24 protein-coding genes are annotated in these 25,071 nt (G+C 72.4%); 20 read left to right on the forward strand and 4 right to left on the reverse strand.

From position 1 onward, the window contains the following. The first annotated feature begins 12 nt into the window (after window positions 1-12). The gene (locus AB0F68_RS00475; protein WP_357331629.1) at window positions 13-1,056 is read left to right on the forward strand and encodes a glycosyl hydrolase; all 1,044 of its coding nucleotides are present in this window, start codon (window positions 13-15) and stop codon (window positions 1,054-1,056) included. 218 nt (window positions 1,057-1,274) lie between these two features. Next, entirely contained in the window at window positions 1,275-4,346 is a 3,072-nt protein-coding gene (locus tag AB0F68_RS00480; RefSeq protein ID WP_357331631.1) for a malectin domain-containing carbohydrate-binding protein, read from the forward strand. A 66-nt stretch (window positions 4,347-4,412) separates the two neighbouring features. Here AB0F68_RS00480 and AB0F68_RS00485 read toward each other — a convergent pair whose 3' ends face one another. After that, the gene (locus AB0F68_RS00485) at window positions 4,413-4,805 is read right to left on the reverse strand and encodes a CBS domain-containing protein (protein ID WP_357276649.1); all 393 of its coding nucleotides are present in this window, start codon (window positions 4,803-4,805) and stop codon (window positions 4,413-4,415) included. A gap of 114 nt (window positions 4,806-4,919) precedes the next feature. Here AB0F68_RS00485 and AB0F68_RS00490 point away from each other — a divergent pair, with 114 nt between their 5' ends. The 5 genes from AB0F68_RS00490 (at window position 4,920) to AB0F68_RS00510 (ending at window position 8,676) form a co-directional block, all read left to right on the forward strand. Then, entirely contained in the window at window positions 4,920-5,369 is a 450-nt protein-coding gene (locus AB0F68_RS00490) for an NUDIX domain-containing protein (protein WP_357331633.1), read from the forward strand. Next, window positions 5,366-6,118 (forward strand): hypothetical protein, encoded by a 753-nt coding sequence (locus tag AB0F68_RS00495; RefSeq protein WP_357331635.1) that lies wholly within the window; start codon window positions 5,366-5,368, stop codon window positions 6,116-6,118. The genes AB0F68_RS00490 and AB0F68_RS00495 overlap by 4 nt, the downstream gene beginning before the upstream one ends. Before the next feature lie 71 nt (window positions 6,119-6,189). Next, window positions 6,190-6,921 carry a phosphocholine cytidylyltransferase family protein gene (locus tag AB0F68_RS00500; protein WP_357331637.1) on the forward strand — a complete coding sequence of 244 codons (732 nt, stop codon included), beginning with the start codon at window positions 6,190-6,192 and terminating at the stop codon, window positions 6,919-6,921. Further along, window positions 6,909-7,976 (forward strand): iron-containing alcohol dehydrogenase family protein, encoded by a 1,068-nt coding sequence (locus AB0F68_RS00505; protein WP_357331639.1) that lies wholly within the window; start codon window positions 6,909-6,911, stop codon window positions 7,974-7,976. Before AB0F68_RS00500 ends, AB0F68_RS00505 begins: the two co-directional genes overlap by 13 nt. Continuing rightward, on the forward strand, window positions 7,951-8,676 hold the full coding sequence (locus AB0F68_RS00510; protein WP_357331641.1) for a CDP-alcohol phosphatidyltransferase family protein: 726 nt from the start codon (window positions 7,951-7,953) through the stop codon (window positions 8,674-8,676). The genes AB0F68_RS00505 and AB0F68_RS00510 overlap by 26 nt, the downstream gene beginning before the upstream one ends. A 16-nt stretch (window positions 8,677-8,692) precedes the next feature. On the opposite strand, the gene AB0F68_RS00515 is transcribed toward AB0F68_RS00510, so the two are convergent. Beyond that, window positions 8,693-9,958 (reverse strand): glycosyltransferase family 4 protein, encoded by a 1,266-nt coding sequence (locus AB0F68_RS00515; protein WP_357331643.1) that lies wholly within the window; start codon window positions 9,956-9,958, stop codon window positions 8,693-8,695. A gap of 80 nt (window positions 9,959-10,038) precedes the next feature. On the opposite strand from AB0F68_RS00515, the gene AB0F68_RS00520 reads away from it, so the two are divergent. The 10 genes from AB0F68_RS00520 to AB0F68_RS00565 all read left to right on the forward strand — a co-directional run bounded on the left by AB0F68_RS00520 (window position 10,039) and on the right by AB0F68_RS00565 (window position 20,827). Continuing rightward, window positions 10,039-10,899, forward strand: a complete 861-nt coding sequence (locus AB0F68_RS00520; protein WP_357331646.1) for a DNA-formamidopyrimidine glycosylase family protein — start codon at window positions 10,039-10,041, stop codon at window positions 10,897-10,899. A gap of 325 nt (window positions 10,900-11,224) precedes the next feature. Next, window positions 11,225-12,736: a sugar transferase gene (locus AB0F68_RS00525; protein WP_357331648.1), complete on the forward strand. Its 1,512-nt coding sequence runs from the start codon at window positions 11,225-11,227 to the stop codon at window positions 12,734-12,736. Window positions 12,737-12,769: 33 nt separating this feature from the next. Next, window positions 12,770-13,993 carry a histidine kinase gene (locus AB0F68_RS00530; RefSeq protein WP_357331650.1) on the forward strand — a complete coding sequence of 408 codons (1,224 nt, stop codon included), beginning with the start codon at window positions 12,770-12,772 and terminating at the stop codon, window positions 13,991-13,993. Beyond that, complete coding sequence (locus tag AB0F68_RS00535; RefSeq protein WP_357331652.1) at window positions 13,990-14,751, forward strand: LytTR family DNA-binding domain-containing protein; 762 nt, start codon at window positions 13,990-13,992, stop codon at window positions 14,749-14,751. Before AB0F68_RS00530 ends, AB0F68_RS00535 begins: the two co-directional genes overlap by 4 nt. Window positions 14,752-14,832: 81 nt before the next feature. Next, window positions 14,833-15,495, forward strand: coding sequence for a DUF5701 family protein (locus tag AB0F68_RS00540; RefSeq protein WP_357331654.1), 663 nt, complete (start codon window positions 14,833-14,835; stop codon window positions 15,493-15,495). A gap of 225 nt (window positions 15,496-15,720) precedes the next feature. Continuing rightward, window positions 15,721-16,167 carry a hypothetical protein gene (locus AB0F68_RS00545; protein ID WP_357331657.1) on the forward strand — a complete coding sequence of 149 codons (447 nt, stop codon included), beginning with the start codon at window positions 15,721-15,723 and terminating at the stop codon, window positions 16,165-16,167. Beyond that, window positions 16,167-17,807, forward strand: a complete 1,641-nt coding sequence (locus AB0F68_RS00550) for a cation acetate symporter (RefSeq protein WP_357331659.1) — start codon at window positions 16,167-16,169, stop codon at window positions 17,805-17,807. The genes AB0F68_RS00545 and AB0F68_RS00550 overlap by 1 nt, the downstream gene beginning before the upstream one ends. 85 nt (window positions 17,808-17,892) lie before the next feature. Then, the gene (locus tag AB0F68_RS00555) at window positions 17,893-18,657 is read left to right on the forward strand and encodes an ABC transporter ATP-binding protein (RefSeq protein WP_357331661.1); all 765 of its coding nucleotides are present in this window, start codon (window positions 17,893-17,895) and stop codon (window positions 18,655-18,657) included. Beyond that, entirely contained in the window at window positions 18,642-20,339 is a 1,698-nt protein-coding gene (locus tag AB0F68_RS00560) for an ABC transporter permease (protein ID WP_357331663.1), read from the forward strand. The genes AB0F68_RS00555 and AB0F68_RS00560 overlap by 16 nt, the downstream gene beginning before the upstream one ends. Next, window positions 20,339-20,827 (forward strand): SRPBCC family protein, encoded by a 489-nt coding sequence (locus AB0F68_RS00565; protein ID WP_357331665.1) that lies wholly within the window; start codon window positions 20,339-20,341, stop codon window positions 20,825-20,827. Before AB0F68_RS00560 ends, AB0F68_RS00565 begins: the two co-directional genes overlap by 1 nt. 30 nt (window positions 20,828-20,857) lie before the next feature. On the opposite strand, the gene AB0F68_RS00570 is transcribed toward AB0F68_RS00565, so the two are convergent. Together AB0F68_RS00570 and AB0F68_RS00575 are read right to left on the reverse strand one after the other, a co-directional pair. Next, complete coding sequence (locus AB0F68_RS00570) at window positions 20,858-21,067, reverse strand: DUF397 domain-containing protein (protein WP_357331667.1); 210 nt, start codon at window positions 21,065-21,067, stop codon at window positions 20,858-20,860. Next, window positions 21,064-21,849, reverse strand: coding sequence for a helix-turn-helix transcriptional regulator (locus tag AB0F68_RS00575; protein WP_357331669.1), 786 nt, complete (start codon window positions 21,847-21,849; stop codon window positions 21,064-21,066). Before AB0F68_RS00575 ends, AB0F68_RS00570 begins: the two co-directional genes overlap by 4 nt. Window positions 21,850-22,140: 291 nt before the next feature. Between AB0F68_RS00575 and AB0F68_RS00580 the strand changes: the two genes are divergently transcribed. The 3 genes from AB0F68_RS00580 to AB0F68_RS00590 all read left to right on the forward strand — a co-directional run bounded on the left by AB0F68_RS00580 (window position 22,141) and on the right by AB0F68_RS00590 (window position 25,060). Continuing rightward, window positions 22,141-22,881, forward strand: coding sequence for a flavin reductase family protein (locus AB0F68_RS00580; RefSeq protein WP_357332850.1), 741 nt, complete (start codon window positions 22,141-22,143; stop codon window positions 22,879-22,881). A 159-nt stretch (window positions 22,882-23,040) separates the two neighbouring features. Then, window positions 23,041-23,409 (forward strand): DUF485 domain-containing protein, encoded by a 369-nt coding sequence (locus AB0F68_RS00585; RefSeq protein ID WP_107074910.1) that lies wholly within the window; start codon window positions 23,041-23,043, stop codon window positions 23,407-23,409. Continuing rightward, the gene (locus AB0F68_RS00590; RefSeq protein WP_357331672.1) at window positions 23,387-25,060 is read left to right on the forward strand and encodes a cation acetate symporter; all 1,674 of its coding nucleotides are present in this window, start codon (window positions 23,387-23,389) and stop codon (window positions 25,058-25,060) included. Before AB0F68_RS00585 ends, AB0F68_RS00590 begins: the two co-directional genes overlap by 23 nt. Window positions 25,061-25,071: the final 11 nt, after the last annotated feature.

The raw sequence follows: 25,071 nt of genomic DNA on the forward strand, positions 1-25,071 counted from the left end.
GGCACGGCAACCATGAAGTGGGTCCACAGCTGGGCGGCACTCCTGATGGGATCGGTACTCGCCCTGACGGCCTGTCAGCGGGAGGCACCCGCACCCCTCACACCGGCCCCGGCGGGCAGCGCGACCGCACCGGTCCAGCCCCGGTCGGGGAAGGGCCTGGAGACCACCGGGCGGGGCCCGGAGATGCCGGCGCGAGGCGCCTGGCTCGGCGCCTGGGTCAAGCCGGCCTGGCAGACGCCCGACGGTCGGGTCAACGCGCTGGCCGCCTTCGGCGAGCAGACCGGCGGCAAGGTGGCCCTGGCCCACATGTTCCACGAGTGGGAGGACGAGTTCCCTGGCCCGACCGAACACGCGATCCAGGCGGCTGGGATGCTGCAGATGATCTCCTGGTCCGGTGCCGACACCCGGTCGATCGCGGACGGCGTGTACGACCAGCTGATCCGGCAGCGCGCCAAGGGGATCAAGGACTTCGGGGTGCCGGTGCTGCTGCGCTGGCGGTGGGAGATGGACCGGCCCAACCTGCGCCAGAGCGTCCGGTCGCCCGAGGACTACGTAGCCGCGTGGAAGCACATCCGGGCCATCTTCACCGAGGTGGGGGCGACGAACGCCGCCTGGGTCTGGTGCCCGCACGTGCTCGGCTTCGTGGATTCCGGCCGGAACGCCGCCGCCTACTATCCCGGCGACGACCAGGTCGACTGGCTGTGCACGGACGTCTACCCGGGCAAGGACTACGCCGGCTTCGCCGAGCAGATGGACACCTTCATGGCCTTCGCCCGGGAGCGGCCGCGGCCGGTGCTGATCGGCGAGTTCGGCGTCACCCACGACGGCGGGCCGGGCCAGCGCGCCGAGTGGCTGCGGGAGGCGCACACCTACGTGAAGCGGCACCCGCAGATCAAGGCGGTGGTGTACTTCTCGGCCAAGCAGACCAAGGGGGATGCGTACGACAGCACCTTCGACGACGACCCGGAGGGCCTGGCCGCGTACCGGGAGCTGGCCGCGGACCCGTATTTCTCGGCACCCGTGCCGACGGCCACGCCGGGGGGCCCGGTGAGCTGACCTCCACCGTTCGTGTGGCCGGTCCGCCTCTCCCGGTATCTGTCACGTCGTGTGGACGGGTATAAAGGTCATCCGGGGTGGACGCCATAGCTGAAATGCGGAAGTGTGTGCCCATCACGCGTCAACCGGCCGTGCGCCCCCGATCGGCAACCTCAGCAACGCATGTCCGATCGGCCGGGCCGGCCACCTCATTCTCCGTCACTCCCTCGGAGCTGCCCGTGCTAAATCTTCCAGCGATCACGCGCCGATCGTTCGCGCTGGTCACCGCCACCTTCCTCGGCGTCGGTGGCGTGCTGTCGGCCAGCCCCGCGCTCGCCGCGCCGGGCCACGACACCGTGGTCAGCAGCGACACTTCCAGCAACACGCCGAACATCATGGACGGCACGGTCTTCGCCATCCACGACGCCGGCAGCAAGGTGATCGCGGGTGGGTCCTTCACCCAGGTGCGCAACCGGAACAAGTCAACCGACATCGACCGCAACAAACTGCTGGCCTTCGACAAGGCCACCGGCACTGTCGATGAGGCGTTCGCGCCCGTGCTCGACGGCGACGTCCTGGCGATCATCGCCGGCCCCACTGCCGGGACGGTCTACATCGCTGGTGACTTCAACACCGTCAACGGGGTAAACCGCCGGAAGCTGGCGCTGCTCAACGTCGCCGACGGCTCGCTGGTCACCACCTTCAAGGGGCCGGCCTTCAACGGCCTGGTCAACGACATCGCCAAGGTCGGCGACCGGCTGCTGGTGGGCGGCATCTTCAGCAAGATCGGCACCGACGTCGTCCGCAACGGGGTGGCGTCGATCAATGCCAACACCGGCGCGCTGGACGACTACCTGACCGTCGCCCTGACCGAGAACCACAACTGGACCCCGGGCAGCACCGGTGTCGCCAAGGCCGGTGTGGGAGCTGAGAAGCTCGCCGTGTCGCCGGACGAGAAGCAGCTGGTCGTCATCGGCAACTTCAAGAAGGCCAACGGCGTCGTCCACGACCAGATCGTCCGGATCAACCTGGGCGACAGCGCGGCCACCATCGCGGACTGGAACACCGACAGCTACTCGGGGGCCTGCAAGTACAGCGCGTTCGACTCGTGGGTCCGCGATGTGCAGTTCGCCCCGAGCGGCAAGTACTTCGTCGTGGTGACCACCGGTGCGTCCTACCCGGGGACGCTCTGCGACTCCGCGGCCCGCTGGGAGACCGCCGCCACCGGTGACGGGCAGAAGCCCACCTGGACCAACTTCAGCGGCGGCGACACCTTCCTCTCCACCGGCATCAGCGAGGAGGCCGTCTACGTCGGCGGCCACTTCCGCTGGGCGAACAACCCGCTCGCCCGCGACCAGGCGGGTCCCGGCGCGGTGCCGCGGCCCAGCATCGCGGCCCTCGACCCGGCCAGCGGCCTGCCGCTGTCCTGGAACCCGGGCCGCAACCCGCGCGGCTACGGCGTGACCGAGATGCTGGTGACCCAGGAGGGCCTCTGGATCGGCAGCGACCAGGACTACATCGGCGACCGCGAGTTCCTGCGGAAGAAGATCGCGTTCTTCCCCCTGGACGGCGGCAACGCGCCGCACTCCACCAGCACGAAGGGCCTGCCCGGCAACGTCTACCAGGCCGGCCGCGCGGCGCAGACCGAGGTCCTCTACCGGGTCAACGCCGGCGGTCCGGCCATCCCGGCGACCGACGGCGGCCCCGACTGGGCCGGCGACAGCGCCACCGCGCCGAGCCCCCAGCACAACGCCGGCAGCAGCGTCTCGACGTACACCACCAACGCGACGTTCGACGCCACGGTGCCGGCGAGCACCCCCGCGACGCTGTTCAACACCGAGCGCTGGGACGAGGCGACCGCCCCGGACATGCAGTGGGACATCCCGGTCGCGGCCGGCACCCGCATCGACGTGCGCCTCTACCTGGCCAACCGCTACGCCCGGACGGGTGTGGTCGGCAAGCGCAAGTTCGACGTCAGCATCGACGGCGTGCTCAAGCTGAACGACTTCGACCCGGTGGCCGCCGCCGGCGGCACGGACCGCGGCACCATGCGGTCCTTCTCGCTGGTCAGTGACGGCGTGGTCGACGTCGACTTCGGCCGCGTGCTGGAGAACCCGCTCGTCCAGGGCATCGAGATCGTGAAGACCGCGCCGACGCCGGACGCGGCGGACGTGCTCTACCGGGTCAACGCCGGTGGCGACCAGCTGGCCGCGCCGAGCGGCCCGGCCTGGGCCACCGACAGCGTCACGGCGCCGAGCACCTACCACAACACCGGTGGCAGCGTCACGACCTACACGACCAACGCGACGTTCGACGCCACCGTGCCGGCCGGCACCCCTGCCACGCTCTTCAACAGTGAGCGCTGGGACATGTCGACCACCCCGGACATGCAGTGGGACTTCCCGGTCCCGGCGGGCACCCCGGTCCAGGTCCGGCTCTACCTGGCCAACCGGTACGCCGGCACGGCCACGGCCGGCAAGCGCAAGTTCGACGTCAGCATCGACGGCGTGCTGAAGCTGAACGACTTCGACCCGGTCGCCTCGATCGGCGCGACCAACAAGGGCACCATGCGGGCCTTCGCGGTCACCAGCGACGGCAACATCGACATCGACTTCGGTCGGGTCCTGGAGAACCCGCTGGTCCAGGGCATCGAGATCGTCAAGCTTCCGCCGGTGCCGCCGACCACCACGGTGGACAGCGTCACCAAGCGGTCGTACGACGGCGCCACCGCGGTGGGCAACGCCAGTTCGGTGCCCAACCCGGACAACACCCGGTGGTCCACGATCAAGGGTGCCTTCTGGGTCGGCGGCGACCTCTTCTACGGCGTCAACGGCGACCTCTACAAGCGGTCGTTCGACGGCACGACCTTCGGCACGCCGAAGAAGCTCGACCCGTACCACGACGCCAAGTGGGACCTGGTCCTCACCGGCTCCGCGCCGGAGGGCCAGACCTACGCCGGGAAGACGGTCAACTTCTCCGCCGAACTCCCGAACGCGACCGCCATGTTCTACACCGGCGGCCGTCTCTACTACACGCTGGCCGGCCAGAGCACCCTGTTCTGGCGCGGGTTCGCGCCGGACACCGGCGTCGTCGGCGCGGAGCGGAACACGGTCACCGGCACCACGGCCTTCGGCGACGCGAACGGCCTGTTCCTGGACGGCGACACCCTCTACGTCGTCTCCCGGACCACCGGCAACCTCTCCTCGATGGCGTGGTCGGACGGCAAGCCGACCGGCTCCGCCACCGTGCGCAGCGGCCCGGGCGTCGACAACGTGGACTGGCGGGGCACCGCCATCTTCGTCGGCCCCTGACCTGAGGTACGACACGACGATGGCCCGGCCGGTATCGGCCGGGCCATCGCCCTTTCCACCGCCGGGTCAGAGGCGGGGCGCCGTGTGCTCCCTCGCCCACACCCGCATCAGGTCGCGTACCGAGATCACCCCGGCCACCTCACGACCGTCGAGCACCACCAGGTGCCGGAAACCGCCCCGGGCCATCGCCGCGGCCGCCTCCTCCACCGTCCAGTCCGGGCCCGCGTAGACCACGTCCCAGGTCAGGTGCGCTCCGGTGCGTTCGACGTCCGGGTCCAGCCCGGCCCCGATCGCGTTGAGCACATCCCGTTCGGTCATGATCCCGACCCCCTCGGAGTCCGGGTCGATCACGACCGCCGACCCGACCCGGCGGGCCGACATCATCCTGGCCGCCTGGCGGAGCGTGTGCTCCGGGCCGACCACGAGAATCTCGCTGGACATCGCTTCTCGTACCTGCATCACGCATCACCCCTGTGGGACGGCGGCCTCGGTACGGACATGGTGGGCCATCGATGCGGAACGGGACAAGACCGGGCATCGCCACGAACGGCGCGGGATCGCTACTGTCGTGAGGTGCCCACCGAGCCCCTCCGCTGCGCCGGCGCGCTGATCGTGGACGACGACGGCCGCATCTTCATCCAGCGCCGGTCCCCCGAGCGGCGCCTCTTCCCCAACTGCTGGGACATCGTCGGCGGCCACCTCGAACCGGGCGAGGAGGTGCAGGACGCGCTGCGCCGGGAGGTCACCGAGGAGACCGGGTGGGCCGTCTCGCACGTGCTCGGCCAGGTCGGCGAATACCGGTACACCGGCGACGACGGGCTCACGCGGGTGGAGACCGATTTCCTGGTCCGGGTCGACGGCGACCTGAGCCGGCCCCGGCTGGAGGCGGGGAAGCACACCGAGTTCCGCTGGCTGGCGGAACAGGACGTCGGCCTGCTCGACGAACACCGCGACGTCAACGACGGGCTGATCCGGCGGATCGCTGAGAACGCCTTCGCCGCCCTGCGTTCGATCGGTCTGTGAGCGCGACCGTCGAGCTGCCGCCACATCGGTTCGCGGGGCTGGTCGCCCCGGCGGTCGACCGGGCCTTCGTCGCCGGCATGCTCGCCGGCCGCGACGGCGGCGGCGCGGAGCTCAGTTCCCGGTACGGCGGCCCGGCCGCCACCGGCTTCCTCGTGGAGTTCCGCACCCGGCTGGCCGTACCGGGCGGCACCGTGGACGCCCCGGGCTTCGCGGCGGTGACCCGTTACCGGGACCCGGCCGCCTGCCAGCGGGCGCTGGACAAGCAGGTCGCGTACGGGATGATCCAGCGCTTCCCGGACGGCGGCTTCTGCGCGACCGAGCGCGGGCTCGCCTTCCTGGCCGAGCTTTACGGCGTGCACGCCGAGGTGACCGAGGAACTCTGGGCGGGGCATGACGAGCGGCTGGAGCGGCTGGTCCGGGCGCTGGGCCGGGTGCTGGCACACGCGGTCCGGTCGGCCGAGCCGGGCGCCTTCGCGACCATGGCCCCGCCGCACGAGCCGGACGGCACCCCGCCCGGGGTGCTGCTGCTCAACCGGCTCGGCACCCTGCGCTACCACCGCGCGGACGCGCACGCGGCGGCGTGGACCGCGGCGGGACACACCGCGGCGAGCGTCGCCGAGCTGCCCGCCGGGCCGGAACGGCTCGCCATCGAGCAGGAGACCGACCGCCGGGCGGCCGGCCCGTGGGCGTCGCTCACCGCCGAGGAACGGCTGTCGGTGCTCGCCGACCTGGCCGCCCTTCCGGGCTGAACCACGGCCGGCCGGGGCGCGAGGCTATCCTCCACCGAGTGGAGCGGAGTCGAGAAGAGGATGGTGCCGGCATGATCGGGATGGTGCTCGCGGCCGGTGCGGGGCGCCGGCTGCGCCCGTACACCGACACCCTGCCCAAGGCCCTCGTGCCGGTCGACGGGGAGACCACCATCCTCGACATCGCGCTGCGCAACCTCGCCGAGGTAGGGCTGACCGAGATCGTGATCGTGGTCGGCTACGCGGCGGACGCGGTCCGGCAGCGGCAGGCCGAGCTGGAGGAGAAGTACGGCGTCACGATCACCCTCGTGCACAACGACAAGGCCGAGGAGTGGAACAACGCGTACTCGCTCTGGCTGGCCCGGGAGTACTTCTCCCGGGGCGTGCTGCTGGTCAACGGCGACACCGTGCACCCGGTGAGCGTGGAGAAGACCCTGCTGGCCGAGCGCGGCCCGGGCATCCTGCTGGCCATCGACAACATCAAGGTGCTGGCCGAGGAGGAGATGAAGACCACCTTCGACGCGGCCGGCCAGCTCACCCGGATCACCAAGGTGATGGACCCGGGCGCGGCGTACGGGGAGTACATCGGCGCGACGCTGATCGAGCCGCAGGTGGCGGGCGCGCTCGCCGACGCCCTGGAGGCGACCTGGCGGCGCGACCCGAACCTCTACTACGAGGACGGCTACCAGGAGTTCGCCGACCGGGGCGGCGAGGTGCGGGCCGCGCCGATCGGCGACGTCTCCTGGGTCGAGGTCGACAACCACGCCGACCTGGCCCGGGCGCGGGAGATCGCGTGCCGCTACTAGCCCGGACGATCCTCACCCCGCTGCACATCGACGTGCGGCGCGGTGCGGTGGCCGATCTCGCCGCGATCCTGGCCGACGGGCGGATCTCGGCCGGAGGCGACGTGGCGGTGGTGGTCGGCCCCGGGCAGGGCGAGCAGATCGCCGAGCTGATCCGCCCCTCGTTGCGGTCGGCGGACCTGTTCACCGTGGCCGGCGGCAGCCTGGACGCCGCCGACGACCTGGGCGCCAAGCTGCGCAACCGGTCGTACGACGCGGTGGTGGGCATCGGCGGCGGCAAGACCATCGACGTGGCGAAGTACGCGGCCACCCGGCGCGGGCTGCCCATGGTCACCGTGGCGACCGCGCTGGCCAACGACGGCATCGCGTCGCCGGTGGCCAGCCTGGTCACCGAAGGGATCAAGGGCTCCTACGGGGTGCACATCCCGATCGCCGTGATCGTCGATCTGGATTTCGTCGAGGCGGGGCCGGAGCGGCACAACCGGGCCGGCATCGGCGACGTGGTGAGCAACATCAGCGCGCTGGCCGACTGGGAGCTGGCCCGGCAGGTCCGCGGGGAGCCGGTCGACGGGCTGGCCGCCTCACTCTCGCGGGCGGGCGCCGAAGCGGTGCTCAACCACCCGGGCGACATGAGCGACGACGCCTTCGTCACCGTGCTCGCCGAGGCGCTGATCTCCAGCGGCCTGGCCATGGCGGTCTCCGGCACCAGCCGCCCGTCCAGCGGCGGCTGCCACGAGATCATGCACGCGGTCGACGCGCTCTACCCGGGCACCGCCTCGCACGGCGAGCTGGCCGGGCTGGGCGCGCTGTTCTGCACCTTCCTCCGCGGCGACGAGCGCCGGCTCACCGAGATGTCGGCCTGCCTGGCCCGGCACGGCCTGCCCCGGCTCCCCGCCGACGTGGGCCTGACCGACGAGCAGTTCGTCGAGGCGGTGCAGTTCGCGCCGGCCACCCGGCCGGACCGCTACACCATCCTCGAACACCTCGCGATGTCGCCTACCGAGACGCGGGAGCGGCTGGCAGACTACGCCGGTGCACTCCACGACCACCTTGGCTGAGCCGTTCCGCCCCTCCGTCGCCGACTTCCACCGGATCAACCGGGGCGGCGGGCTTTTCAGCGAGTCGATCAGCCAGTGGATCGGTGCCTTCTTCGCGCTGGTCGCCCAGCGGCTGGGGCTGCGCCCGACCGCGCTGACCATCACCAACCTGGTGCTCGGCCTCGCCGCCTCGGTCACCGTGGTCGCGCTCGCCGACGACGTCGCGGCGGGGTCGGTCCCGGCCTGGGCCGTCGGGCTGGTCGCCCTGGTCGGCTGGCAGATCGCGTACGCGCTGGACTGCGCGGACGGGCAGCTCGCGCGGGTGACCGGGCAGAGCAGCCCGGCCGGCGCCCGGGTCGACGTGCTCTGCGACGTGGCCGCTCAGATCGCCCTGGTCACCGCCCTCGGGGCGACGGCCGTGGCGCAGCGCCCCTCGACGCCCACCTGGCTGGTGGCGGTCTTCGCCGGCACCTGGATGGTCAACCTGGTCACCTCGGTGATGCAGGCCGGCCCGAACGCGGCCAGCATGGTCACCTCGACCTCGCTCCCGGTACGCCTGGCGAAGCTGGTCCGGGACTACGGCGCGGTGATCTTCCTGGCCGGCCTGGTGCTGACCGTCGCTCCCGCGCTGGCCGTCTGGGTGGTCGTCGCCTTCACGATCGTCAACGGGGGCTTCCTCCTCGCCAGCATCGCCTTCTCGGCCCGCGCCTCCCTCCGCTGACCAACCCCTCAGCCGGTCACCGGCGGGCGGTGGTGCAGACGTCGGCGTAGATGTCGATGAGGCGCTTGGTGACCACGTCGGGGTGGAAGGTGCGCTCGTAGCGGCTGCGGGCGGCCGGGGCGAGGGTCGCCGCGCCGGCCCGGGCCACCGGGAGGGCGGCGGCCAGCGCCTCCGGGTCGGGCGCGACCACCCAGCCGGCCTCGCCGCGCTGCACCCCCGTCGGCAGCGAGACCTGCCCGTCGCCGGGCGCCGCCGTGGCCACCTCGGCCGGGCCGGTGCCGGCCGGCTCCCGGGGGCCGTCGGCGCCGACCAGGTACGGGATGCCGCCCAGCGCGGTGCCGAGCACCGGCCGGCCGCTGGCCAGCGCCTCGATGATCACGGTGGGCAGCACGTCGTGCCAGGTGGAGGTGGCCAGCACCACGGCGCTGTCGGCCAGCGCGGCGCGTACCCCGGTCCGGTCGAGCTGGCCCAGGTAGACCACGTCGGGCCGGTCGGCGGCGGCCGCCTCGGCCAGCGGCCGCAGCTCGCCGTCGCCGGCGATGCGCAGCGGGCCCAGCGACCCCACGGGGTGTCGCCGCCAGGCCGTCAGCAGCAGGTCGAGCCCCTTCTCGGGGCTGAGCCGGCCCATGAAGAGGAAGCCGTCCCCGGGCGGCGCCGGGGTTCCCGGATCGGGCACCGCGTTGGGCTTGACCACGATCCGCTCGTCCGGGATGCCGTAGTCGCGCAGGTGGTCGGCGACCGCGGTGGTGAGCGCGATGTACCGGTCCACCGACTTCCAGGTGGGGCGGTGCACGGCGAGGGTGGTGGCCATCAGCGCGCTCTGCGCCCGGGAGCCGCGGTAGCAGCGGTGCACGATCGCCGGCACGCCCAGCACCCGGCCCCGGCAGTCCTGGCAGATCACGCCGTCCCGGAAGTAGAGCCCGGAGGAGCAGACCTGCCGGTAGTTGTGCACCGTCTGCACCACCGGCACGCCGCGCCGGTGCGCGGTCCGCACCACCCAGGGCGAGAGCAGCGGGTACGGGTTGTGCAGGTGCAGCACGTCCGGGCGGTGCTCGGCGAGCAGGCGGTCCAGGTCGTGCTGGGCCTTCGGGGCCCAGATCGGCGAGATCGCCAGCAGCGCCTTGGCCGGCTTCGACATCGAGGGGATCTCGTCGGAGCTGCGCAGGAACGGCAGCACCTCCACCCCGGCCGCGGTGAGCTGGGCGATCTCCGCGTCGACGATGGTGTTCTCGCCGGAGGGCTGGGCTTCCCGATACCGGTTGTGCGCCACCACGATTCTCACAGAGCTCGCCTTTCGTTCGCGACTGCGGGACTCGCAAGCTCATTCCTCGCGCTCACGGGAAAGAAGGCTACCTTTGTACGGTGCCTGAACTACCGGAGGTGGAAGCGCTCGCCGGCTACCTGCGTGAGCGGGCGGTCGGCCGGCGGGTCGAGCGGCTCGAGGTCGCGGCGATCAGCGCGCTGAAGACGTACGACCCGCCGCCGAGCGCGGTGGCCGGCCGGACCGTCACCGGCGCGGGCCGGTACGGCAAGTTCCTCGATGTCCGGTTCGACGAGGGCCTGCACCTGGTGGTCCACCTGGCCCGGGCGGGCTGGCTGCACTACCGGGAGGCGTTCCCGTCGGCCGCCCCGCTGCGCCCCGGCAAGGGCCCGATCGCCCTGCGGCTACGCCTCGACGACGGCTCCGGCTTCGACCTGACCGAGGCGGGCACGCAGAAGAAGCTCGCCGCCTACCTGGTGACCGACCCGGCCCTGGTGCCCGGGGTGGGCAAGCTGGGCCCGGACGCCCTCGAGGCCGACCTGACCACCTTCGGTGCCCAGCTGCGCAGCCGCCGGGGGCAGGTCAAGGGGGTGCTGACCGACCAGTCGGTGCTGGCCGGCATCGGCAACGCGTACTCGGACGAGATCCTGCACGCGGCGAAGCTCTCCCCGTTCGCGATCACCGACCGGCTGACCGACGACCAGCTCGCCGCGCTGCACGCGGCGACCCGTGCGGTGCTCGGCGACGCGGTCCGGCGCTCGATGGGGCAGCGGGCCGCCGAGCTGAAGGGCGAGAAGCGCTCCGGGCTCAAGGTGCACGCCCGGAAAGGGCTGCCCTGCCCGGTCTGCGGAGATCTGGTGCGGGAGGTCTCGTTCGCCGATTCGAGCCTCCAGTACTGCCCCACCTGTCAGACCGGCGGCAAGCCGCTGGCTGACCGACGGTTGTCCCGCCTCGTACGGTGAGTAATCGCACTCCGCGATTACGGAGCGGAATGGTCCCGGGATCGCCGAAGGTCCCACTCGGCACCTCTACCGGGGCCGGCATCCATCGGTATAGTGGCTCGGTCCCCGGCTTCACAACCGACTCGAAGCCGGCCAGATCCCCACGAGCACCATCGGACAGCTTCTCCTTCGGGGGGCGGTCCGGGCCGGGCCCGCGTGGGAGACTGGGACGGTGGGCGACCCGGGCCCTCACGGCGAGTGAGGGCGCGTGTCATGCGGGAGGACACTGGTTGAGGTGACGACAAGCCTCCAGCGCCCGGTAACCAACACAGGCCGGAGCAAGAGCGTGCGGCACGTCGACAGCTTCGAGATCCAGCCGCCGACTCCGCCGTCGCACAACGGCGTACCCCGGTCGGCATGGGCCCGCGCCCGGCGCCGGGTGTCCCGCTGGCACCGTCCCTACATCCTGGTGCTGCTGGTGCTGGACTTCGGGGCCGCCGCCCTGGCCAGCCTCATCGCGATCAACGTCTTCGAGCAGGCGTCCGCCGGCTTCTACGGCGCCGAGGAGAACCCGACCTGGTTCCACACGGTCGCCTTCGGGCTGCTGCCGCTGGGCTGGCTGCTCATCCTCTGGGGCAACCGGGCGTACGACCGGCGCTACCTGGGCCTCGGCCCCGACGAGTTCAAGCGGGTGATCCGCGCCGGCGTGGCGGTGGCCGCCACCGTCTCGTTCCTGGCCTTCGCCACGAAGACCATGCTCTCCCGGTGGACGGTCGGCTTCGCCCTGCTCGGCGCGCTGCTGCTGATCCTGCTGGGCCGGATGGTGGCCCGGGCCGCCCTGCACGCCGTCCGCCGCCGGATCGGCCAGGCCGGGCACCGGATGGTGCTGGTCGGCACCCTGCCGGAGTGCCTGGAGGTCTACACCGCGGTCACCCGCAACCCCGGGGCCGGCCTGGTCCCGGTGGCCATCCACCTCACCGACGGGTACGCCGCCGCCCGCGGCATCGAGACCCCGGTGCCGGTGTACGCCGGCCGGGACGTGCTCGCCCTGGTCCGGGAGGTCGGCGGGGACACCATCGCGGTCTGCGGCTCGGCCAGCGCCGAGCCGGGCGAGCTGCGCCGGATGGCCTGGCAGCTGGAGGGCTCCGGCGTCGACCTGGTGGTCGCGCCCCAGCTCACCGACATCGCCGGCCCGCGGGTGCACATCCGCCCGATCGAGGGCCTGCCGCTGCTGCACGTCGAGGAGCCGACCCTGTCCGGGCCGGCGCTGCTGGCCAAGAACCTGATGGACCGGGTCGCCGCCGGGCTGGGCCTGTTGCTGCTGGTCCCGCTCTTCGTCGCCATCGCGATCGCCATCCGGATCTCCGACCCCGGGCCGGTCTTCTTCCGGCAGCCCCGGGTCGGGCACGAGGGGCGGACCTTCCGGGTCTGGAAGTTCCGCACCATGTACGTCGACGCCGAGGAGCGGCTGGCCGGCCTGGTCGATCAGAACGAGACCGACGGCATGCTGTTCAAGATGAAGCAGGACCCGCGGGTCTTCCCGGTGGGCCGCTTCCTGCGCGCCTCCTCGCTGGACGAGCTACCCCAGCTGATCAACGTGCTCTGGGGCGAGATGTCGCTGGTCGGCCCGCGTCCGCTCCCCGCCGACGACGGTGACTTCCTGGGCGACGTCCGGCGCCGGCTGCTGGTCCGTCCGGGCATGACCGGGCTCTGGCAGGTCTCCGGCCGCTCCGACCTCTCCTGGGACGAGGCGGTCCGACTCGACCTCTACTACGTCGACAACTGGTCGCTGGCGTACGACCTCAGCATCCTGTGGCGGACCGTCGGGGTGGTGCTGGCCCGCAAGGGCGCGTACTAGCGCTCCGGGCCGCCACCCGTCAGGATCGCGGGCGTGAGTGGCAACCTCTCGGCCGTCTTCGGCGTCGTCTCGCTGGTCACCGCGCTGGCCGCGGCGCTCTGGGCGGTGCTGCGGCTGCGCGCCCGGCGGGGCATAGCGACGGCCACCCAGCGGGCCACCTACGAGGTGCTGCACACCGCCGGGCTCGCCACCGAGCCGCTGCGGGGCGGGCTGAGCGCGGCGGGCGCGGCGAAGGCCGTACGCCATCTGCGAGCCCTGGTGGGTTCGGCCGGGCTGGCCCTGACGGACCGGGACGCCCTGCTCGCCCTCGACGGGCACGGCGCGCACCACGGCGACCAGTTGCTGGCGGCGGCCCGGAAGGCGGTCGACAGCGGGCGTTCGACCGTGCTGCGCGAGTCGGAGCTGCACTGCGACCTGGTGGACTGCCCGGTCCGGGGCGCGGTGGTGGCCCCGCTGAGCGCCGACGGCCGGGCGGTCGGGGCGCTGGTGGCGGTGGCCGACGGGCGGCCGGCCCCGGGCCTGGTGCAGGCGACCCTGGAGACCGCGCACTGGGCCGGCGACCAGCTCGCCCTGGCGGAGTTGGACTCCTCCCGGGAACGCCTGGCCCGGGCCGAGGTACGCGCGCTGCGCGCCCAGATCAGCCCGCACTTCATCTACAACGCGCTGACCGCGATCGGCTCGTTCGTCCGGACCGACCCGGAGCGGGCCCGCGAGCTGATCCTGGAGTTCGCGGAGTTCACCCGCTACTCGTTCCGGGCGCACGGCGAGTTCACCACGCTCGCCGAGGAGCTGCGCTCGATCGACCGCTACCTGACCATCGAGCGGGCCCGCTTCGGCGAGCGGCTCCAGGTGCGCCTCCAGATCGCCCCGGAGGTGCTGCCGGTGACCCTGCCGTTCCTCTGCCTCCAGCCGTTGGTGGAGAACGCGGTCCGGCACGGGTTGTCCCGCAAGCCGGGCACCGGCATGGTGAGCATCGAGGCCCGGGACGCGGGCGCCGAGTGCCACATCACGGTGGAGGACGACGGGGTGGGGATGGATCCGACGACGCTGACCGCCGGCATCGCCGAGCTCTCCGGCGCCGGCAGCGACCCGGCCGACGACCCGGGCCAGCACGTCGGCCTCTCGAACGTCGACGAGCGGCTCCGGTCGGCCTTCGGGGACCGGTTCGGCCTGGTCGTCGAGACCGGCCTGGGCTCGGGTACGAAGGTCAGCATGCGGGTGCCGAAGTTCCACCCCGGGGTTCGGGCGACCTCATGAACGCCACGGGTTTCCTCCGCGTGCTCGCGGTCGACGACGAGCCGCCGGCCCTGGACGAGCTGGCGTACCACCTGCGGGCCGATCCCCGGGTGGCCCGACTGCACACGGCCGGCGACGCGACCGAGGCGCTGCGGGTGCTCCGCGACGGCGACGTGGACGTGGTCTTCCTGGACATCCGGATGCCGGGGCTGGACGGCATGGAGCTGGCCCGGGTGCTGCGCCGGTTCGCCCGGCCACCGGCGATCGTCTTCGTCACCGCCTACGACGACGGCGCGGTGGACGCATTCGACCTGGGCGCCACGGACTACGTGCGCAAGCCGGTCCGCGCCGATCGGCTGGCCGAGTCGCTGCGCCGGGTGATCGGTTCGCGGGTGGTCCCCTCGCACCCGGCCGCGTTGGCCCGGGCCGAGGAGGACCCGACCATCCCGATCGAGCTGGCCGGCACCACCCGGATGCTGCCCCGTTCGGCGGTGCGCTGGGTGGAGGCGCAGGGCGACTACGCCCGGCTGCACACCGCGGACGGCTCGCACCTGGTCCGGGTCTCGCTGGCCACCCTCGCCGAACGCTGGGCCGACGCGGGGTTCGTCCGGATCCACCGGTCCTACCTGGTGCAGCTCAAGCTGATCGCCGAGCTGCGGCTGGTCAACTCCGGCTACGTGGTGGTGATCGACGGGACCGAGCTGCCGGTGAGCCGCCGGCACACCCGGGAACTGAAGGACAAGCTGGTCCGCGCGGCCAAGCAGGACTGGAACCGCTGATTCGAGATTCTTCCGCCCGTCGGGAATACGCGCCCCTCGTCGTACGCTGTACGGCACGCCGTACGACAAGGTGGAGGCCGCATGCCCGACAGCCGCTACGACGCCGCGACCGAATTCGACCGACAACTCGACCGCCTGGTGCGGCTCGGCTATCCCGCCCTGGCCGGGCTGAACGAGGACGCCTTCCGCGACCTGCTCGCCCCGCTGCGCAAGGCCGCGGTCGCCGGGGCGGCCGACCTGGCCGCGCCTACCGACGGGCGGGTGCCCTTCCTGCTGGTGACCACCCGCGAGCTGGTGCCCGTCCAGGAGCGGATCGCGCTGACCACGCTCGCCGGCAAGTGGAAGACCGGCATCCTCGACCGGAACTTCCCCGCCGACGACCTGCCGCGGTTCGACCCGATCAAGGAGCTGGAGGTGCCGGCCGGGCCGGCGTACCTGCTCTTCGACGTCGACCGGGGCGAGGAGTACCGGAACCTGCCGCCGTCCGCCGCACTGGCGGAGATGACCGCCGGGGGCCGGCTGCCGATCACCATCGACGAGGGCCTGGCCTTCGTCACCCTGCACCCGCCGGCGCTGGCCAGCAACCGGTGCTTCTCACTGGTCGGCTCCCGCTGCGGCGACAAGCGGGTGCCCGCTTTCTGGATCAGCCAGGGCGCGGCGAAGCTGGGCTGGTGCTGGTTCGGCAACCCGCACACCTGGCTCGGCTCGGCCACGGCCCACCCGGTCCGGGTCGGCCTGCCGTGAACCGGGGGTCGGCGCGGACTTGATCGACTCCAGGTCGCCGAGGTGGCGGTGTCCGCTGGCCCCGGACACCGCCACCACGCCGAGCTGGTGAATCCTCCGTCATCCACAACGAGGGGGGCGTCATCCACCGGGTTGTCCACAGGAGTGAGGCGTTATCCACAAGTTGTGCACAGGGCCGTCCCCGGCGCTCTTGACATTCCCGCTGAGCAGGCGAGACTGCCGGGGATGACCGGAGCGGAGGAGCAGGACGTGCCCGGGCGGCCCGACCAGGCGGCTCCGGTCCCCGCCCCGCGCGCCCCGCAGCCGCCCCGGCGGACCCGCGTCGTGCTGGCCGAGGTCTCCCGGCCACGCAGCCGCGCCGAGCGCACCCGCTCCGAACTGACCCAGCAGACCCGGGTCGGCGAGACGCTGGTGCAGGGCCTCATGCGCGCGCAGCTCTCGCTGGCCCTGCGGCTCAGCCTGCTCGTGCTGATCGGGCTGGGCGGCCTGCCCTGGCTCTTCGCCATCGCACCCTCGGTCGGCCGGGTCACCCTGCTCGGCGTCAACCTGCCCTGGCTGCTGCTCGGGGTGGCCGCCTTCCCGTTCCTGATCGGGGTCGGCTGGGCGTACGTGCGGCTGGCCGAACGGAACGAGCAGGACTTCACCGACCTGGTCCAGCGGCCGGAGCGCTGATGAGCAACGGCTACGTGGTTCCCGCGATCGTGGCGGTCACCCTGGTCACCGTCGGGATCGGCTTCTACGGGCTGCGGCTGGCCCGCACCACCTCCGACTTCCTGGTCGCCTCCCGGGCGGTCAGCCCGACCTGGAACGCCGCGGCGATCGGCGGGGAGTACCTGTCGGCGGCCAGCTTCCTCGGCGTGGCCGGGCTGATCCTCAAGTACGGCGTCGACGTGCTCTGGTACCCGGTCGGTTTCGCCGCCGGCTACCTGGCGCTGCTGCTCTTCGTGGCCGCCCCGCTGCGCCGCTCCGGGGCGTTCACCCTGCCCGACTTCTGCGAGGTGCGCCTCGGCTCGCGGCGGCTGCGGAAGCTGGCCACCATCTTCGTGATCTTCATCGGCTGGCTCTACCTGGTGCCGCAGCTCCAGGGCGCCGGGCTGACCCTGGCCACGGTGGCCGGCTCGCCCTACCCGGTGGGTGCGCTGCTGGTCGCCGTGGTGGTGACCGCGAACGTCGCGCTGGGCGGGATGCGCGCGATCACCTTCGTCCAGGCCTTCCAATACTGGCTGAAGCTCACCGCGCTCGCCGTACCCGCGATCTTCCTGGCGTTGCAGTGGCAGGCCGACGCCCGCCCGGCGGTGACCCCGCCCGACGGGCCGGCGTTCCGGACCGCGACCACCGTGGTGGTCGAGCACCGCGCGACCCTCACCCTGCCCGACGGCGACATCCGCGAGGTACGCCCCGGCGACCGTCTCGACTTCGCCGCCGGCGACCCGGTGCCCGAGGTCTCCGGCGCGGCGACCGCCGCCACCGACTGGCTGCTGCCGGACACCGCCGGCGACGACGACCGGGGGCTGTTCGCGACGTACTCGCTGATCCTGGCCACCTTCCTCGGCACCATGGGCCTGCCGCACGTGCTCGTGCGCTTCTACACCAACCCCGACGGCGCCGCCGCCCGGCGCACCACGCTGGTGGTGCTGGCCCTGGTCGGCGTCTTCTACCTGCTGCCCACGATCTACGGCGTGCTGGGCCGGATCTACACCCCGCAGTTGCTGGTCACCGGGCAGACCGACGCGGTCGTGGTGCTGCTGCCCGGGGCGGCGCTGGGCGACGGCGCCACCGGCCGGCTGCTCGCCGCGCTGGTCGCCGCGGGGGCGTTCGCGGCCTTCCTCTCCACCTCCTCCGGCCTGCTCACCAGCGTGGCCGGGGTGATCTCCACCGACGTCCTCGGCCGCGGCTCGGTACGCGGCTTCCGGCTGGCCACGGTGATCGCCGGCGGGGTGCCCGCGGTGCTCGCGCTGAACGTCTCCGGGCTGGACGTCTCCCAGGTGGTCGGGCTGGCCTTCGCGGTGGCCGCGTCGAGCTTCTGCCCGCTGCTGGTGCTCGGCATCTGGTGGCGTGGCTTGACCGACCTGGGCGCCGCCGCCGGGGTGCTGGTCGGCGGCGGCGCCGCGGTCGGCGCGGTGCTGCTCACCGTGCTCGGCCCGCCGCTGTCCGGCTGGCCGGCCACGCTCACGACCCAGCCGGCCGCGTGGACGGTGCCGCTGGCGTTCACCGTGATGGTGGCGGTCTCCATGGCCACCCGGCGGCGCCTGCCCCGGGACGTGGGCGTCACGATGCTCCGCCTGCACACCCCGGAGACGCTGCGCCTCTAGCGACCGGCCGTACGGCTCAGGTAGGACTCGAAGATCGTCCTTCGGCGGGAGCTGTCGCTGGCCCGGCCGGACTACGGTCGGAGGCATGACCCATCAGCACCCGGCAATGTCCCTCCGTGGCCTGGCCAAGCGGTTCGACACCAAGGTCGCGGTCGCCGGCGTCGACCTCGACGTGCCGACCGGCTCGTTCTACGGGCTGCTGGGTCCGAACGGGGCCGGCAAGACCACCACCCTCTCCATGGCCGTCGGCCTGCTGCGGCCCGACGCCGGCCAGGCCCGGGTGCTCGGGTACGACGTCTGGGCCGATCCGGTACGCGCCAAGGGGCTGCTCGGCGTGATGCCCGACGGCGTACGTCTCTTCGACCGGCTCACCGGGGCCGAGCTGCTGGCCTACCACGGGCTGTTGCGCGGCATGGACCCGGCGGTGGTCGACCAGCGGGCGGCGGAACTGCTCGACGTGCTGGCACTCACCGACGCCGGCCGCACCCTGGTGGTCGACTACTCGGCCGGCATGAAGAAGAAGATCGGCCTGGCCTGCGCGCTGCTGCACGGCCCCCGGCTGCTGGTGCTGGACGAGCCGTTCGAGGCGGTCGATCCGGTCTCCGCGGCCCTGATCCGGGACATCCTGCACCGCTACGTGGTCGGCGGCGGCACGGTCATCTTCTCCAGCCACGTCATGGAGGTCGTCGAGCGGCTCTGCTCGCACGTGGCGATCCTGGCCGACGGCCGGATCATGCGAGTCGGCACGCTCACCGAGGTCCGCGGCGAGCGGTCGCTGGAGGAGGTCTTCGTCGAGGTGGTCGGCGGGCGGACCGCGACCGGCGAGGAGCTGTCGTGGCTGTCCCGGTGACCGCCGCCGAGCGGCCGACCCGGGCCGTCTCGCCCCGGCACTTCGTGCGGCTCAAACTGCGGGTGCTGCGCAACAACTTCCGGGGTCAGGGTTGGCGGATCGCGCTGTTCGTGGGCGGCCTGCTGTTCGGGCTCTGGTTCGCCGCCGGCGGCTTCTTCCTGCTCGCCGCGCCCGGCCTCGCCGGCGAGTCCCGCTACGCGCTGATGACCGCCGCCTTCGGCGGCGGCCTGCTGACCCTCGGCTGGCTGCTGCTGCCGCTGGTCTACTTCGGCGTGGACGAGACCCTGGACCCGGCCCGCTTCGCGCTGCTCCCGCTGTCCCGCCGCACCCTGGTCACCGGCCTGTTCGCGGCCGCCCTGGTCAGCGTCCCGGCGCTGTCGACCCTGCTCGCAGCCGCCGGGCTGGTGGTCACGGCCGGCGCGCTGGGTGGCTGGTTCGCCGCGCTGGTCGGGCTGCTCGGGGTGGTCCTCGGCCTGCTGCTCTGCGTGGCCGCCGCCCGCGCGGTGACCAGCGCCTTCGCCACCATGCTCCGCTCACGTCGGGTACGCGACCTGGCCGCCGTGCTGCTCGCGGTGCTCGCCGCCCTGCTGGGACCGCTACAACTGCTGGTGATCGGCGCGGTCCAGCAGGCCGACTGGGACCGGCTCACCGGCGTGGCCCGGGTGGTCGGCTGGACGCCGTTCGGTGCGCCCTGGACGGCCGGCGTCGACGTGGCCGAGGGGCACGCCGGGGCGGCCGTGCTGAAGCTGCTGATCGGCGTGGCGGCGATCGGCGTACTCCTGCTGTGGTGGTCGCGGTCGCTGGAGTCGGCGATGGTGGGCGCGGCGAGCGCCGGGCCGTCCCGGGACCGGCGCGGCACGGTGGCCGGCGCGGCGGTCGCGCAGCTCTTCCCCCGGGCCGTCGGCTGGGCCCGGCGGGACCGGTTCGGCGCCCTGGTCGCCCGGGAGTGCCGCTACTGGTGGCGCGACGCCCGGCGGCGGGCCAACCTGATCACCGTGGCGGTGGTCGGCATCTTCGTGCCGGTGATGGTCAACCTGGGCGGCTCCCAGCTGGTCACCGAAGGCGGGGCAGCGTTCGGCGAGGCCACCGCCAACTCGTCGCCCGTGCTGGTCAGCCTCTCGATGCTCTTCGTCGGGGTGCTCGCCGCGGTGACCGTGGCCAACCAGTTCGGCTTCGACGGCAGCGCGTACGCGGCCAACGTGGTGGCGGGCGTGCCGGGGCGGGTGGAGCTGCGGGCCCGGATGGTCGCGTTCTCGCTCTACGTGGTGCCGATCCTCGGTGTGGTCGCCGTGGTGCTGGCCGTGGTGCTCGGGCGGCCCGGCTGGGTCGGTGTGATGGCCGGCGCGCTGTTCGCCGCGTACGGCTGCGGGCTGGCGATCAACGCGTCCGTCTCGGTGCTCGGCGGCTACTCGCTGCCAGAGACGAGCAACCCGTTCGCCATGAACACCGGCGCCGGGATGGCGAAGAGCATGTACACCCTGCTGTCCATGCTGGCCACCGCGGCGGCTGCCGTGCCGCTGGTGGTGGCCGCCGCGCTGCTCGGCGACGTCTGGCTCTGGCTGGCCCTGCCGGTCGGTCTCGCGTACGGGCTGGGCGCCGCGCTGCTCGGCGCGTACCTGGCCGGGGACGCGCTGGACCGCCGCCAGCCGGAACTGCTGGCCGCCGTCACCCCGAGGCGCTGATGCCGGTCGTCGAGGCGGTGACCACCGTTCCGGTCCCACCGGAGCTGGCCTTCGCGGTGTCGCAGACCGTGGCGCCGGTCCGCTACCGCTGGGATCCCTTCGTCCGGGAGCAGCACTTCGTCGACGGGGCGACCCGCCCTGGCAAGGGCGTGCGCACCTACACCCGGTCCCGGCACGGCCTCGTCATGGTCAGCGAGTACGTCTCGTGGGCGCCGCCGACGAACGTGGGCATGAAGATGGTCCGCGGGCCGTGGTTCTTCGAGCGGTTCGGCGGCGGCTGGCGGTTCGCGCCGGGCCCGGAACCGGGCACGGCCCTGGCCACCTGGCGGTACAACTTCCGGTGCCGGCCGGCGTTCCTGCGCCCGGTCGCCGAGCGGATCGGGGTCTGGCTGCTCGGCCGGGACATCCGCCGCCGGATCGCCGGGTACGCCGCCGGGTGCGCCGACCCGGAGGTGCTGGCCGCCGCCCGCCGCTCCCTGGCGGGATAGCGCCAGCGGCAGATCTTGGCGATCTACGGTTCACCTTGAACGGGAAGTCGCCAAGATCGGGAGATCCGCGCTCACGAAGCTCCGCCAGGCGTCGGGAGTGAACGCGAGAGTCGGCCCGGACGGGTCCTTGCTGTCCCGGACCAGCACCACCCCGCGCAGGTTGTCCGCCACCTCGACACAGTTGCCACCGGAGTCGGTCGATCGGGACGACGTGCGCCAGCAGGGCCCGGCGGTGGTCATGGCGTCACCTCCAACTTCCGGATCAGATCCAGTGAGGCTCCCGTGGACAGCGCTTCGCCGAGGAGGCTATCCCACTTCCGCTCGATCAAGCCGATCGTCTCCGGGTCGTCGATGACGTGTCCCCGCGCAGCATTCTCCAGGTAGAGCACCCGCTCGGAGTCGGGCAACTCGGCAAGCACGAAGCCGCCACCGAGCCCGGCATGCTCGCCCACGGCGAGCGGGACGATGTGCAGCCGCACCGCCGGCAGCTCAGCCACCTCCAGCAACCGCCCGAGTTGAGCGTCGAGCACGGCCGGCCCACCGACAGGCCGGCGGACAGCCGTCTCGTCCAGCAGGAAGACGCAGTGCGGCGGCTCGTCGCGGTGCAGCAGTTGTTGACGCTCCAGCCGGACAGTCACCAGTTCATCGACCGTCCCGGGTGGATGGAGGCCACCGGTGGAGATGACGGCGCGGGCATACGCCTCGGTCTGGAGCAGGCCAGGGACCAGGCACGCCTCGAAGGCTCGTAGCCGGACAGCCTGCTGTTCGTACCCCCGCCAGGGCACAAACCACGACGGGCCGCGCTCCTCGTCGGCGGCCTTCAGCAACTGGGCGAGGAGGCCGCCCGTGCCGAGAGCCTGGTCGGCGGCGACGGCGAACTCCATGGTCGGCCGGCGACGCCCGGTCTCGATGGCGGCGACCGTGGACGGGCTCCACCTGATCAGCGCGGCCAGCGCCTCCTGGGAGACGTCCGCCCCGGCCCGGGCGGCCTTGAGCGCCCGGATCCACACCTCGATGTTCATCCTTACCTCTCCGGTAAGTACGTGATCGCGCTGCGTAGTAAGCCCTGGCATCCTCCCGCGCCGGCCCCGCCGAGTCCAGGGTGGAGACACGCGGCCCGGCTGGTGGAGGCGACGACCCGGCGGCCGGTCCTGCGACGGGTCGCCCCGGCCATCCCCCGGCCGGGGCGACCCCTTCCCGGGGAGGCACTGATGAGCGACGACCGCCGAGATCTTGGATGCAAACGGCTCCTGGAGGGGCCAAATTCGTCCAAGATCTGGAAGAAGCCGGGCCCCGGCCGGGCGCACGTGGCGATGCGGCCGGCCTGGCGGTGCCGGGGGTGCGGGGCGCACTGGCCGTGCCAGCCGGCGCGGCTCGCGCTGCTGTCGGAGTACCGGTCCGACCGGACCGCGCTGCTGCTCTACCTGGGTCGCCTCATGGCGGAGGCCAACGAGCAGCTTCCGGGCGCCCGCGACCTGCACGCGCGCTTCCTGGGGTGGGCGCGGGGACGGGGCGGCACAATGTTTCACGTGAATCATGAGCCGGGTGCCGAGATCCACCACACCGACCCCTTCGCCGTGGCGGCCGGGCAGCGCTCGCCGGTCCGCCGGCTCCGCGGTCGGCTGGCCGCCCCGGTGACGCTCTGGACCGCGCCCGGCCCGGCCGGGCTGACCATCTCGTCCACCCTGGTGGCCGAGGGGGAGCCGGACCGGCTGCTCGGTCTGGTCGACCCGGAGTCGGACCTGTGGGCGGCGGTCGAGGAGGCGGGCCGGTTCGCGGTCGTGCCGCTCGGCCCGCAGCACCGGCAGCTCGCCGACCGGTTCGCCGGCCTCTTCCCGTCCCCCGGCGGCCTCTTCGCGCTCGACCCCTGGACCGACACCCCGTACGGTCCGGTGCCCGCCGACGCGGGCGGCTGGGCCGGGTGCCGGCTCGAGACCGCCCGGGAGTGCGGCTGGGGCCTGCTGGTCGAGGCCACCATCGAGGCGGTCGACCTGGCCGAGGAGACGCTGCCGCTGCTGCACTACCGCGGCCGTTACCGGGGACTCACCGACTGATCACCGACCGCTGACCGGAGTGAGCTGAGTCACTCGGCGCAGCCGGACCGCCGTTCGGCGCAGCCGTCGACCGTGGCCGATCCGAGCCTTCCCCGGCGGGGAGCGCGCTCTCTACCGTGCGCGAAAACTCCCCACGCCTGCGAAGGTGGTGATCCACAGATGTCCACGGACACACCCGCGTCCGCACCCGCCGAGTCGGCGGCGGAACGGTACCTCGCCGTTCAGCGGTCGGACGAGTTCGCCGGGTTGCGGCGCGCGCTGCGCGGCTTCGTCTTCCCGATGACCGTCGCGTTCTTCCTGTGGTACGCGCTCTACGTCATCCTCTCCGCGTACGCGCGGGGATTCATGGGTACGAAGCTGGTCGGCAACATCAACGTCGCCCTGGTCTTCGGCCTGCTCCAGTTCGTCTCCACGTTCGTCATCGCCTGGCTCTACTCGCGGTTCGCCGACCGCCGGATCGACCCGGTGGCCGACCGGCTCCGCGCCGAGGTGGGGGAGGTGACCCATGAACACGGTTCTCGCGGCTGAGGCGGGCAGCACCACGGCCCGCAACCTGACCATCACGCTCTTCCTGGTCTTCGTGGCGATCACGCTGGCGATCACCGTGTGGGCCAGCCGGCAGACCAAGACCGCCACCGACTTCTACGCCGGCGGCCGGTCCTTCTCCGGCTTCCAGAACGGCATGGCGATCGGCGGCGACTACATGTCGGCGGCGTCCTTCCTGGGCATCGCCGGCCTCATCGCCCTGTACGGCTACGACGGCTTCCTCTACTCGATCGGCTTCCTGGTCGCCTGGCTGGTGGCGCTGCTGCTCGTCGCCGAGCTGCTGCGCAACTCCGGCCGCTACACGATGGCCGACGTGCTGGCGTTCCGGATGCGCCAGCGCCCGGTCCGGACCGCGGCCGCGGTCTCCACCATCACGGTGTCGATCTTCTACCTGCTGGCCCAGATGGTCGGCGCGGGCGCACTGGTCGCGCTGCTGCTCGGCATCAAGCCGGGCACCACCTTCCTGGGCATGGACGCGGGCACCGCGAAGGCCGCCACGATCTTCCTGGTCGGCGCCCTGATGATCATCTACGTCACCGTGGGCGGCATGAAGGGCACCACGTACGTCCAGATCGTCAAGGCGTTCCTGCTGATGACCGGCGCGATCGTGATGACCCTGCTGGTGCTCGCGAAGTACAAGTTCAACCTGTCCTCGCTCCTCGGCGACGCGGCCGACGCATCGGGCAAGGGAGCCGCCTTCCTCGAACCCGGGTTGCGCTACGGCGTGGAGACACCCGGCGACGCGTTGAAGACCTTTTACAGCAAGATGGATCTGCTCTCGCTGGGCATCGCGCTGGTGCTCGGCACCGCCGGCCTGCCGCACATCCTGATCCGCTTCTACACCGTGCCGACCGCGAAGGCGGCCCGGAAGAGCGTGCTCTGGGCGATCGGCATCATCGGCACCTTCTACCTGCTCACCCTGGCGCTCGGCTTCGGTGCGGCAGCGCTGGTCGGCGGCCCGGCGATCATCGCACAGGACAAGGCCGGCAACACGGCCGCCCCGCAGCTCGCCGAGGCGCTCGGCATCGACTTCCTCGGCGGGGACCTGGGCGGAGCGACACTGCTGGCGATCATCGCGGCGGTCGCCTTCGCCACGATCCTGGCGGTCGTCGCCGGGCTCACCCTGGCGTCGTCGTCCAGCCTGGCGCACGACTTCTACGCCAACGTGCTGAAGAACGGGCAGGCGTCCGAGCGGCAGGAGGTGACCGTCGCCCGGATCTCCGCCCTGGTGATCGGCCTGGTCTCCATCGTGCTGTCGATCTTCGCGCAGAGCCTGAACGTGGCGTTCCTGGTGGCGCTGGCCTTCGCGGTCGCCGCCTCGGGCAACCTGCCGGCGATCCTCTACAGCCTGTTCTGGAAGCGGTTCAACACCTCCGGCGCGGTCTGGGCGATCTACGGCGGCCTGCTCGCCGCCGTGGTGCTGGTCTTCTTCTCCCCGGTGGTCTCCGGGGCGCCGACGGCCATGTTCCCCGACCACGACTGGCACTGGTTCCCGCTGTCGAACCCGGGCATCATCTCGATCCCGTTCGGCTTCCTCTGCGGCTGGATCGGCACCCTGCTGTCCAAGGAGCACGACGAGGAGAAGTACGCCGAGCTGGAGGTGCGCTCGCTCACCGGCGCGGGCGCCCACTGAACACACCCCCC

Source organism: Micromonospora sp. NPDC023966 (assembly GCF_040639095.1).
In the GTDB taxonomy this organism is placed as follows: Bacteria; Actinomycetota; Actinomycetes; order Mycobacteriales; family Micromonosporaceae; genus Micromonospora.

What these genes read in the sequence shown, in the direction of transcription:
- AB0F68_RS00475 (WP_357331629.1), top strand. Translation starts at nt 13, where the DNA reads ATGAAGTGGGTCCACAGCTGGGCGGCACTCCTGATGGGATCGGTACTC.
- AB0F68_RS00485 (WP_357276649.1), bottom strand. Translation starts at nt 4,805, where the DNA reads ATGCAGGTACGAGAAGCGATGTCCAGCGAGATTCTCGTGGTCGGCCCG.
- AB0F68_RS00500 (WP_357331637.1), top strand. Translation starts at nt 6,190, where the DNA reads ATGATCGGGATGGTGCTCGCGGCCGGTGCGGGGCGCCGGCTGCGCCCG.
- AB0F68_RS00535 (WP_357331652.1), top strand. Translation starts at nt 13,990, where the DNA reads ATGAACGCCACGGGTTTCCTCCGCGTGCTCGCGGTCGACGACGAGCCG.
- AB0F68_RS00540 (WP_357331654.1), top strand. Translation starts at nt 14,833, where the DNA reads ATGCCCGACAGCCGCTACGACGCCGCGACCGAATTCGACCGACAACTC.
- AB0F68_RS00545 (WP_357331657.1), top strand. Translation starts at nt 15,721, where the DNA reads ATGACCGGAGCGGAGGAGCAGGACGTGCCCGGGCGGCCCGACCAGGCG.
- AB0F68_RS00550 (WP_357331659.1), top strand. Translation starts at nt 16,167, where the DNA reads ATGAGCAACGGCTACGTGGTTCCCGCGATCGTGGCGGTCACCCTGGTC.
- AB0F68_RS00555 (WP_357331661.1), top strand. Translation starts at nt 17,893, where the DNA reads ATGACCCATCAGCACCCGGCAATGTCCCTCCGTGGCCTGGCCAAGCGG.
- AB0F68_RS00565 (WP_357331665.1), top strand. Translation starts at nt 20,339, where the DNA reads ATGCCGGTCGTCGAGGCGGTGACCACCGTTCCGGTCCCACCGGAGCTG.
- AB0F68_RS00570 (WP_357331667.1), bottom strand. Translation starts at nt 21,067, where the DNA reads ATGACCACCGCCGGGCCCTGCTGGCGCACGTCGTCCCGATCGACCGAC.
- AB0F68_RS00575 (WP_357331669.1), bottom strand. Translation starts at nt 21,849, where the DNA reads ATGAACATCGAGGTGTGGATCCGGGCGCTCAAGGCCGCCCGGGCCGGG.
- AB0F68_RS00580 (WP_357332850.1), top strand. Translation starts at nt 22,141, where the DNA reads ATGCGGCCGGCCTGGCGGTGCCGGGGGTGCGGGGCGCACTGGCCGTGC.
- AB0F68_RS00585 (WP_107074910.1), top strand. Translation starts at nt 23,041, where the DNA reads ATGTCCACGGACACACCCGCGTCCGCACCCGCCGAGTCGGCGGCGGAA.
- AB0F68_RS00590 (WP_357331672.1), top strand. Translation starts at nt 23,387, where the DNA reads ATGAACACGGTTCTCGCGGCTGAGGCGGGCAGCACCACGGCCCGCAAC.